The organism is Sphingobium ummariense RL-3, from assembly GCF_000447205.1.
In the GTDB taxonomy this organism is placed as follows: domain Bacteria; phylum Pseudomonadota; class Alphaproteobacteria; order Sphingomonadales; family Sphingomonadaceae; genus Sphingobium; species Sphingobium ummariense.
Map to the genome: position 1 here is coordinate 1 of NZ_AUWY01000050.1, position 9,424 is coordinate 9,424.

The window sequence follows — 9,424 nt, forward strand, 5'->3', positions numbered from 1 at the left end:
GCGCGCGATGTCGCCGTAGATGCCCGCCGCCGCCAGCACCGCCCAAGCGGAACGGGCGGGAAGCGCGCCCGTGCCATGCCGGGCGCTCTCCTCATATTGCGCCGCCATGGATGCGAGGCGGCGGCCAAGGATCCCAAGGCGCGGGCGGGCAGCGGGGGTCATCAGCGTTGCGGGTGTGAGGTCCAGATCGGCCAGCCAGGCGACGGGAAGATAGCAGCGCCCGGCCGCCGCATCCTCACCGATGTCGCGGGCGATGTTGGCGAGCTGGAAGGCGAGGCCGAGGTCGCAGGCGCGGTCCAGCGTGGCTTCGTCGGCCGGATCGACGCCCATCAGCACCGCCATCATGCACCCCACCGCGCCGGCGACATGATAGCAGTAGCGCAGCAGATCGTCCTCCGTCCGCGGCCGCCAGTCGGCCGCGTCGAGGGCGAAGCCGTCGATCAGGTCATGGGCGTAGCGGGCGGGGATGGCGCATTCGCGCATGACCAGGCCAAAGCCGTCGAAGGCGGGATCGCCGGTCGGCTCGCCGCGCAGCGCCCGATCGGTCAGCGCCCGCATGTCGGAAAGGCGCGCCTGCGCATCGGTGACGACGCTCAGCGCGCCGCCATGATCCTGCCCATCGGCGATATCGTCGCACTTGCGGCACCAGGCATAGAGCAGCCAGGCGCGTTCGCGGGTTTCCGGGGCGAACAGCTTCGACGCCATGGCGAAGCTTCTGGAGCCGCGGGCGATGCTGTCCCGGGCATGGACGACGAGGGCTGCGCGGTCGGGAATGTCGGACATACTGACGCCCTTACCCATCCTTATTGGCAGCGGCCTCTCCCTTGTCGTTCCCGGCGGAGGCCGGGTCCAGGGATGCGGACGCTGCGCCTAGACAACTGGACCCCGGCCTCCGGGGAACGACATTCAGAGTCGCTCCGCCTTCATCGCGAAGATCGTTTCGTGCGGCTGATAGGCCGTCATCGCATCGAGAAGCGCGTCGATCCCGTCGGCGTGGATGAGGATGCCGGCATGCTGGGCGCGGATGAAGCCCACCTCCACCATATGCCGGTTGAAGCCGATCAGCTGGTCGTAGAAGCCGGCGACGTTGAGCAGGCCGACAGGCTTCTGGTGATAGCCGAGTTGCGCCCAGCTGATCGCTTCCCACAGCTCGTCCATCGTGCCGACGCCGCCGGGAATGGTGACGAAGCCGTCCGACAGGTCGGTGAAGAACTGCTTGCGCTGGTGCATCGTCTGGACGACGTGCAGTTCGGTCAGGCCGCGATGCGCGACCTCCGCGCCGACCAGTGCTTCAGGGATGACGCCGATCACCTCGCCCCCAGCCTCCAGCGCGGCGTCCGCCATCGCGCCCATGAGGCCGAGGCGCCCGCCACCATAGACGACGCCGATGCCGCGTGCGGCAAGGGTGCGGCCGACATGGCGCGCTGCGTCGATATAGGTCAGGTCGGCCGGAGTCGCCGAGCCGCAATAGACAGCCAGTCTCTTCATCATTCCTGCTCTTCTACGCCAGGTCCGCCAGCATCAGCGCGGCGGTCGCCTTGGCGGAGCCGACCACGCCCGGGATGCCCGCGCCCGGATGGGTGCCCGCCCCTACCAGATAGAGATTGGGAATGACATCGTCGCGATTATGGGCGCGGAACCAGGCGCTCTGGGTCAGCAGCGGCTCCAGGCTGAAGCCGTTGCCCAGATGCGCCGACAGGTCGCGGGCGAAATCGGGCGGCGCATAGTGGAAGCGGGTGACGATGCGCGAGCGGATGTCGGGGATCAGCCGATGCTGGATCTCGTCCAGGATGCGTTCGGCATAGGCCGGCGCGAAACGGTCCCAGTCGATCGGCAGCTTGCCCATGTGCGGCACCGGAGCGAGCGCATAGAAGGTCGAGTGGCCCTCCGGCGCCAGCGACGGATCAGTCACGGTCGGATGGTGCAGGTAGAGCGAGAAGTCGCCCGGCAGCACGCCATGGTCGTAGATGTCGGTCAGCAGACCTTCATAGCGCGGGCCGAACAGGATCATGTGGTGCGGGATGCCGGGCCAGCTGCCCTTGATGCCGAAATGAAGCACGAACAGGCTGGGCGACCAGCGCTTGCGGGCGAGCGCGGCCCCCTGCTTCTGGCCGCGCGGATGGTGGCCCAGAAGGTCGCGATAGCTGTGCATCAGGTCGGCGTTGCTGGCGACGGCATCGGCCTCGCCGCGCCAGCCCGAGGCGCTGTGGACGGCGACGGCGCGGTCGCCATAGGTTTCGATCCGCGTCACCGGATCGCCCAGGCGCAGCGTCCCGCCCAGCCGCTCGAAATGGGTGGCCATGCCCTGCACCAGCCGGTTGGTGCCGCCGCGCGCGAACCAGACGCCGCCGTCCTTCTCCAGCTTGTGGATCAGGGCATAGATGGCGCTGGTGGTCATCGGATTGCCGCCGACCAGCAGCGTGTGGAAGGACAGCGCCTGCCGCAGCCGGTCGTCCTTCACGAAGGAGGAGACCATCGAGTGGACCGAGCGCCAGGCCTGGTAGCGGGCGAGCGAGGGCGCCGCCTTTATCATCGACGCGAAGTCGAGAAAGGCGACCGAGCCGAGCTTGCGATAGCCCTCCTCATAGACTCCCGCCGCATAGTCTAGGAACCGTTCGTAGCCGGCGACGTCCTCCGGATTCAGCTTCGCGATCTCGGCGCGAAGATGGGCCTCGTTGTTCGAATAGTCGAAATTCGTGCCGTCCCGCCAGTTGAGGCGGTAAAAGGGGCTGACGGGCAGCAGCTCGACATCCTGCGCCATGTCGTGGCCCGACAGGCGCCACAGTTCGGCGAGGCAATCGGGGTCCGTGACGACGGTCGGCCCGGCGTCGAAGGTGAAGCCGTCCTTCTGCCACATATAGGCACGGCCGCCCGGCCGGTCGCGCGCCTCGACCAGGGTCGTCTGGACCCCTGCCGACTGCAGGCGGATGGCAAGGGCCAGGCCGCCGAAGCCGGCGCCGATGACGATCGCTTGCCTGGGCATCAGGCGGGGGGTCTCAGCAAGGCGTGCATGGCGCTCCTTATGGAGACAGGTGGGCGGCCGCACAAGATGCGCAGCTTGTCGGCGGGCGTGGACCGGCCGGCATAGAAACGGTCGATCAGCGGCGCGGGCAGGCGGTAGAAGCGGGCGAACACGCGCCAGCGGTCCGGCGGGAGCGCGGCGCCAAAGAGCAGTTTCCCGAGCATCCGGTAATAGCCGCCCCGGCGCCAATGGGCCGCGGCATAGGCGCGGGTGGCGGCGGCCAGAGTGTCGAGCGGCTGGCCCGCGACCCAGGCGGCGAAGGCGACGGCATCGGGCAGGGAATAGCCGGTCATCGGCTGGAACAGCCCGGCGCGGACACCGGCACGGGCGACGGGGTCGTCCTGCGGCCAGAAGCGGTCGAAGGCGCCGCCATGAACGACGGGAAGCACGCCGGTTTCGCGATGCATCACCGCTTCCACCCGCCAGCCCCGCGCCGCTGCATAGGCGGCGATCCGATCTTCGAGCACCGGGACGTCCAGCGCGGGCGAGGCGCTGTAATAGGTGTCCTCGACGAAGATCGTCCGGTCGTCGAAGGGGAGGAGATAGACGAAGCGGTAGCCGTCCGCCTGCTCGACGGTGGCGTCCATGATCATGGGGCGGTCGATGCCATGCGGCGCTGACAGGCGCAGGGCGTGGCCGACGAATTTCTGCCAGCCGCAGCGAAGCGCCGACAGATCGGCGGCGCCGCGTGCGTCGAGCACCGCGCCTACATCCAGCCGGTCACCGTTCGCCAGGGTGACACCGGCCGGATCCAGCGCAGCCACCTGCGTCCCGGTCAGCACCCGGTCGCCGAGCAGGGTGCGGACATGGCGGTCGAGGGTGGTGGAGGCGATGCTGTTATAGGCGCCGGGAAGCTGGCGGGTCAGGCCCGGGAAGCACACCGCATGCCCCTGCGGCCAGCGATGGGTGACGAGGGGTTCGACCAGCCAGCGGTCCTGCGGCGCGACATCGCTGTCGAAGAAGGACCAGAGATGATTGCCGCCGATGCTGTCGTCCTGTTCCACCAACAGCAGGCGCGCCTCCGGACGGCGGGCGGCGAGCGCCAGCGCGACCAGGCTGCCGGCCAGGCCGCCGCCGATGATGGCGATGTCGCAGGAGGAGGGAGCGGGCACAGCCCCTGTTAGCGGGCGGGGACGGCGGGGGGAAGGGAGGGTTCGGTTGAAGGTATGTTATCGGCCGGAGCGAGACCTTCCCTGCATCCGTTCGCCCTGAGTAGGGACTGAGCTTGTCGAAGCTTCAAACGAGTCACGAGCCTCGTTTGAACCTGAGCGCCTGCCTTGGCAGGCAGTCGAAGGGGCCCGTATCGAAGGGGCAGCGTACGACATCGGTCCTTCGACACGCCATTTCGACAAGCTCAATGGCTACTCAGGACGAACGGAGGTTATGTCCACTCCCTACCCAAAACCTCCGCTCGGACCCGCACTTCACGGTCGAAGGCGCAGAGCGAGGCGGACAGTTGATTCGCCTTTTCTTTGGCGTGAATATAGTATAGGGGGGTATATTATGCATGTAATCGAAGATCGGGATAAGCTGCTGGCCCGGATAAGGCGAATCGCGGGGCAGGTGCAGGCGGTGGAGCGCCAGCTTGCCGGAGATGCCGGCTGTTCGGAAACGCTGCAGCTGGTGGCGTCGGTGCGCGGGGCGGTCGGCAGCCTGATGGAGGAGCTGATCGAGCAGCATATGCGCGCGCATGTGGCGCGGCCGGGGCTGAGCGACACGGCGCGGGCGGCCGCGGCCGAGGAGATGCTGGCGCTGATCCGGCGCTATGGGAAATGAGGATGCACGACGACCACGCCCATCATCACCATGGTCATGGCCATGATCACGCGCATGGCTGCGCGCCCGCTTTGCCCCCGATTCCGCCGGACGGGGGCGAGGATGCCCATTATTTCGACCATATCTACCTGACGGCCGGGCACGACCGCAATGCGAAGCGGACCCTGTGGGTGGTGTGGCTGACCGCCGCGACCATGGTGGTGGAGATCGTCTTCGGCTGGCTGACCGGGTCGATGGCGCTGCTGGCCGACGGCTTCCACATGGCGACCCATGCGGGCGCGCTGGCCGTTGCGGCGGCGGCCTATGGCTATGCCCGGCGGCATGCGCGCAATCCGCGCTATACCTTCGGCACGGGGAAGGTCGGCGACCTGTCGGGTTTCGCCTCCGCGCTGCTGCTGGGGGTGACGGCGCTGTTCATCGCGGTCGAATCAGGCATGCGATTCCTGGCACCGGTGCAGGTGGCATTCGGCGAGGCGACCTTGGTGGCGGTCATCGGCCTGGTCATCAATATCCTGAGCGCGCTGCTGCTGGGGCACGACCACAGTCATGACCATGATGATGAGCATGCAGAGGGCGAGGCGCACGGCCACGGCCATGCCGACAACAATCTGCGCGCCGCCTATGTCCATGTGCTGACCGACGCGCTGACGTCCGTGCTGGCGATCGGGGCGCTGCTGGCGGGGCGCTATCTGGGCTGGTGGTGGATGGACCCGGCGGTCGGGCTGCTGGGCGCGGCGGTGATCGCGCGCTGGGCCTGGGGGCTGATGAAGGACACCGCCGCGATCCTGCTGGACACCGCCGAGCCGGCGCTGATGGCGCGGGTGAAGGCGGTGGCCGAGGCCGAGGGCGCGACGATCCGCGACCTGCATGTCTGGCGGATCGGGCCGCATGCCCATGCCGCGATCATCAGCCTGGCCCCCGGCGTCGATGCGAAGGCGGTGCGAGACCGGGTGCACGCTTTGCCCCGGATGGAGCATGTGACGGTGGAATGCGCCTGAAGGAGCGCCGCATCCCCGCGAGGCAGGGATGCGGCACGCGGCCTCAGGCGGCTTCGAGCGCCGGATAGTCGGTATAGCCCTCGCCGCTCTGGGTGTAGAAGGTCTCTTCCCGCGGCGGATTGAGCGGGGCGCCGGTGCGCAGCCTTTCCGGCAGGTCCGGATTGGCGAGGAAGGGCCGGCCGAAGCTGATCGCCTGCGCCAGCCCGCTGTCGAGGTCGGCCTGCGCGCTGGCGGCGTCATAATCGCTGTTGAGCACCAGCGGTCCGGAGAAATGCTGCCGGACCAGCGGCGACTGGCGGGGCACGTCGGTCGCGCCGCGGGTGCCGAAGGGCTTGAGCTCGCGCAGTTCGAGGAAGGCGAGGCCGATCGGCTCCAGCGCCCTGGCAGCCGCCTCCGCGATCGCGGCGGCGTTGCTGTCGTCGACGCCCTGGGTCGGGCCGTTCAGCGACAGGCGGACGGCGGTGCGGTCGGCGCCGACCACTTCGGCCACGGCCTGCGTCACTTCCCGCAGCAGGCGGGTGCGGTTTTCCGGGCTGCCGCCATAGGCGTCGGTCCGCTGGTTGACGCCGTCGCGCAGGAATTCGTCGATCAGATAGCCGTTGGCGGCGTGGATCTGAACGCCGTCGAACCCGGCCGCGATGGCGTTGCGCGCGGCGACGCGATAGCTTTCGATCAGCGCGGGAATCTCTTCGAGCTCCAGCGCGCGGGGCGTCTCATAGGGCTTGTTGCCGTCATAGGTGTGGGCATGGCCGGGCGCGACGATCGGGCTGGGGGCAACGGGCTGTTCGCCGATGACGCTGGAATGGACCAGCCGGCCCATGTGCCAGAGCTGGGCGAAGATGCGGCCGCCCGCTTCGTGCACCGCGTCGGTCACCTGCTTCCAGCCGGCGACCTGCGCATCGGTCCACAGACCGGTCGCGAACGGCCAGCCGAGGCCCTGCCGCGAAATGCCGATCCCTTCGCTGATGATGAGGCCGGCCGAGGCGCGCTGCGCGTAATAATCCGCCATCAGCGGCGTCGCCACATGATCGCGCGTGCCGCGCGCGCGGGTCAGCGGCGCCATCAGCACGCGGTTGGGCGCCGCGACGGCGCCAAGCTGGACGGGATCGAACAGTGTCGGCATGGATGTTCCCTCTATAAAGTTGCAAAGTGCAACGGGACGTGAACGCGAAAGCCAGCTAGGGATCCGGCATGACAGCTTCAACCCCCCTGGCCCGCGTGCACACGCCACGGCTGGCCTTTCCCGCATTAATCCTGGGTAATGTGATTCTGGCAATGGGGGCGATCCTGGTGCGGCTGAGCGATGTCGGGCCGGTCGCCGCCGCCTTCTGGCGCGTGACGCTGGCGGCGCCGGTGCTGGCGATGCTGGCGGGGTCGCGCCTGACCGGCACCCGGCTGAGCGCGGGTCACTGGACCGCGATCCTCTTCGCCGGCCTGTTCTTCGCCGCCGACCTGGCGAGCTGGCATCTGGGCATCCTCTATACGAAGGTGGCGAACGCCACGCTGTTCGGCAATGCGAGCGCGCTGATGCTGCCGCTGTGGGCGCTGGTCGTGCTGCGCCAGCGGATCGGATGGGTGCAGGCTGTCGCGCTGGCGCTGGCGACCGTGGGCGGGGGCATATTGATGGGCAGCAGCTACGAACTGGCGCCGGCGAACCTGCGCGGCGACATGCTGAGCCTGCTCGCGGGGGTGCTCTATACCGCCTATCTGCTTGTGGTGCAGGACGCGCGCCAGCGCATGGACAGCTGGTCGGTGCTGGCCCTGACCAGCGTCATAGCGGCGCCGCCGCTGCTGGCCGCCGCGCTGGCGATGGGCGAGCAGGTGATGCCGGGCGACTGGCTGCCGGTGATCGCGATCGCGCTGTGCAGCCAGGTGATCGGCCAGGGGCTGCTGACCTATGCGATCGGCTGGTTCTCGCCGCTGGTGCTGGGGCTGAGCCTGCTGGTCCAGCCGGCGGTGTCGGCGCTGGCGGGATGGCTGCTGTTCGACGAGGCGATGACCGCGACCGATGGTATCGGCGCCCTGCTGGTGGCCGTGGCGCTGATCCTTGTGCGCATGCCCGCGCGGGCCTAAATGAAGGGGATGAGCGAGACGACGCAGGATATGACGCTGGACGAGATAAAGGTGCTGCTGGCGCCGGTGCTCGCCCGCCACGCGGCCTTCGACGGCTGGCGGCCGCAGGCGGTCGCCATGGCGGCGGCGGAGAAGGGCGTCGATCCAGACGTCGCGCGGCTCGCCTTCGGCGATGGGGCGATGGGCATGATCGACGCCTGGTTCGCCAGCATCGATCGGGGAATGCTCGACGCGCTGCCGCCCGAGGCGCTGGCGGCGATGTCGATTCGCCGGCGCATCACTGCCCTGATCGAGGCGCGGCTGGACCTGCTGGCGCCCGATCGCGAGGCGCTGCGCCGCGCGATCGCGATCATGGCGCTGCCGACCAATGCGCCCCGCGCCGCGAAGCTGGGCTGGCGCGCGGCCGACGCGATGTGGCGCGCGGCGGGCGATGTCGCCACCGACCTCAACCATTACAGCAAGCGCATGACCTTGGGCGGCGTCTATGCCTCCACCCTGCTCGTCTTCATCGACGACGAGAGCGAGGGCCAGGCGGATACCCGCGCCTTCCTGGCCCGGCGGATCGAGGGCGTGATGCGATTCGAGAAGGCCAAGGCGAAATGGCGCGGCGGTGGCGAGCGGCTGAGCCTGTCGCGTTTTATCGGGCGGTTGCGCTACCCTTCCGTCTAACGGCGCCCGGGCGCGGCGGGCGGGCGGCGCCCTTCGCGATTCGCGCTGGCTTTCCGTTGTCGGTATTGATAGTCACTCGCAGAAATAAGTGACGAGTGCCCTTTCCTTGCGCCTTTCCGAGCTCCCGCTGCGCCAGCCCGCCTATGTGGACATGATCGATTGGACCGCCCTGTCGGCGGCCGAGGGGCAGAGGCTGCGCGAATTCGGGCTGTGCGAGGGGGCAAGCGTCGAGGCGCTGCACCATGGCGGGCTGCTGGGCAGGGGGCCGATCGCCTGCCGGGTCGGACGCATGACCATCGCGATGCGGCGCAACCACGCCGCCGCCGTGACGGTACGCACGGGGCCGGAGGAGGAGCGGCCATGAACCCGACCCCGCTGGTCGCGCTGGTCGGCAATCCCAATGCCGGCAAGAGCGCGCTGTTCAACGCGCTGACCGGCGCGCGGCAGAAGCTGGGCAACTATCCGGGCGTCACGGTGGAGCGCAAGGCGGGGCGGCTGGCGCTGTCCGACGGGCGGCCGGTGGAGCTGGTCGACCTGCCGGGCACCTACAGCCTCGACCCCGCCAGCCCCGACGAGCAGGTGACGCGCGACGTGGTGATGGGGCGGCAGGCCGGCGAGCGGCGCCCCGATGCGCTGGTCATCGTCGTCGACGCCGCCAATCTGGACAACCATCTCCGCTTCGCGCTGGAACTGATCGCGCTCGGCCTGCCGACCATCGTGGCGCTGAACATGGTCGACCTCGCGACCCGCGACGGGCTGGAACTGGACGCGCAGGTGCTGGCGCGCGAGCTGGGCGTGCCGGTGGTGCCGACGGTCGCGGTGCGCAAGCGCGGGCTCGACCATCTGCGCGCGGAGCTGGAGACGCTGGTGGGCGGCGGCGCGGCGA

11 protein-coding genes are annotated in these 9,424 nt (G+C 69.0%); 6 read left to right on the forward strand and 5 right to left on the reverse strand.

Annotation, left to right across the window (positions count from 1 at the left end):
* The 4 genes from M529_RS31245 to crtY form a co-directional block, all read right to left on the reverse strand.
* Nucleotides 1-783: phytoene/squalene synthase family protein (locus tag M529_RS31245; RefSeq protein ID WP_021317190.1), on the reverse strand; the 783-nt coding region annotated here is incomplete at its 3' end.
* 123 nt (nucleotides 784-906) lie between these two features.
* Nucleotides 907-1,488: an LOG family protein gene (locus tag M529_RS31250; RefSeq protein ID WP_031294657.1), complete on the reverse strand. Its 582-nt coding sequence runs from the start codon at nucleotides 1,486-1,488 to the stop codon at nucleotides 907-909.
* A gap of 13 nt (nucleotides 1,489-1,501) precedes the next feature.
* Nucleotides 1,502-2,983, reverse strand: coding sequence for a phytoene desaturase (locus tag M529_RS31255; RefSeq protein WP_021317192.1), 1,482 nt, complete (start codon nucleotides 2,981-2,983; stop codon nucleotides 1,502-1,504).
* Complete coding sequence (gene crtY / locus M529_RS31260) at nucleotides 2,983-4,134, reverse strand: lycopene beta-cyclase CrtY (protein ID WP_021317193.1); 1,152 nt, start codon at nucleotides 4,132-4,134, stop codon at nucleotides 2,983-2,985. The genes M529_RS31255 and crtY overlap by 1 nt, the downstream gene beginning before the upstream one ends.
* A gap of 391 nt (nucleotides 4,135-4,525) precedes the next feature.
* On the opposite strand from crtY, the gene M529_RS31265 reads away from it, so the two are divergent.
* Both M529_RS31265 and dmeF read left to right on the forward strand, forming a co-directional pair.
* On the forward strand, nucleotides 4,526-4,798 hold the full coding sequence (locus tag M529_RS31265) for a metal/formaldehyde-sensitive transcriptional repressor (RefSeq protein WP_021317194.1): 273 nt from the start codon (nucleotides 4,526-4,528) through the stop codon (nucleotides 4,796-4,798).
* A complete protein-coding gene (gene dmeF / locus M529_RS31270; RefSeq protein WP_031294659.1) occupies nucleotides 4,795-5,796 on the forward strand; it encodes a CDF family Co(II)/Ni(II) efflux transporter DmeF in 1,002 nt (333 codons plus the stop codon). The genes M529_RS31265 and dmeF overlap by 4 nt, the downstream gene beginning before the upstream one ends.
* Before the next feature lie 43 nt (nucleotides 5,797-5,839).
* Here dmeF and M529_RS31275 read toward each other — a convergent pair whose 3' ends face one another.
* On the reverse strand, nucleotides 5,840-6,919 hold the full coding sequence (locus M529_RS31275) for an alkene reductase (RefSeq protein ID WP_021317196.1): 1,080 nt from the start codon (nucleotides 6,917-6,919) through the stop codon (nucleotides 5,840-5,842).
* A 68-nt stretch (nucleotides 6,920-6,987) separates the two neighbouring features.
* Between M529_RS31275 and M529_RS31280 the strand changes: the two genes are divergently transcribed.
* The 4 genes from M529_RS31280 to M529_RS0124360 form a co-directional block, all read left to right on the forward strand.
* Nucleotides 6,988-7,869: a DMT family transporter gene (locus M529_RS31280; RefSeq protein ID WP_031294662.1), complete on the forward strand. Its 882-nt coding sequence runs from the start codon at nucleotides 6,988-6,990 to the stop codon at nucleotides 7,867-7,869.
* A 9-nt stretch (nucleotides 7,870-7,878) separates the two neighbouring features.
* Nucleotides 7,879-8,538, forward strand: coding sequence for a COQ9 family protein (locus M529_RS31285; RefSeq protein WP_021317198.1), 660 nt, complete (start codon nucleotides 7,879-7,881; stop codon nucleotides 8,536-8,538).
* 106 nt (nucleotides 8,539-8,644) lie between these two features.
* Nucleotides 8,645-8,902: a FeoA family protein gene (locus M529_RS31290; RefSeq protein ID WP_021317199.1), complete on the forward strand. Its 258-nt coding sequence runs from the start codon at nucleotides 8,645-8,647 to the stop codon at nucleotides 8,900-8,902.
* Nucleotides 8,899-9,424 (forward strand): FeoB small GTPase domain-containing protein (locus M529_RS0124360; RefSeq protein ID WP_031294664.1); only part of this gene is annotated, 526 nt, incomplete at its 3' end. The genes M529_RS31290 and M529_RS0124360, both read left to right, overlap by 4 nt.

Coding starts and splice junctions, on each gene's coding strand:
- M529_RS31250 (WP_031294657.1), bottom strand. CDS start 1,488: ATGAAGAGACTGGCTGTCTATTGCGGCTCGGCGACTCCGGCCGACCTG.
- M529_RS31255 (WP_021317192.1), bottom strand. CDS start 2,983: ATGCCCAGGCAAGCGATCGTCATCGGCGCCGGCTTCGGCGGCCTGGCC.
- M529_RS31265 (WP_021317194.1), top strand. CDS start 4,526: ATGCATGTAATCGAAGATCGGGATAAGCTGCTGGCCCGGATAAGGCGA.
- dmeF (WP_031294659.1), top strand. CDS start 4,795: ATGAGGATGCACGACGACCACGCCCATCATCACCATGGTCATGGCCAT.
- M529_RS31275 (WP_021317196.1), bottom strand. CDS start 6,919: ATGCCGACACTGTTCGATCCCGTCCAGCTTGGCGCCGTCGCGGCGCCC.
- M529_RS31280 (WP_031294662.1), top strand. CDS start 6,988: ATGACAGCTTCAACCCCCCTGGCCCGCGTGCACACGCCACGGCTGGCC.
- M529_RS31285 (WP_021317198.1), top strand. CDS start 7,879: ATGAGCGAGACGACGCAGGATATGACGCTGGACGAGATAAAGGTGCTG.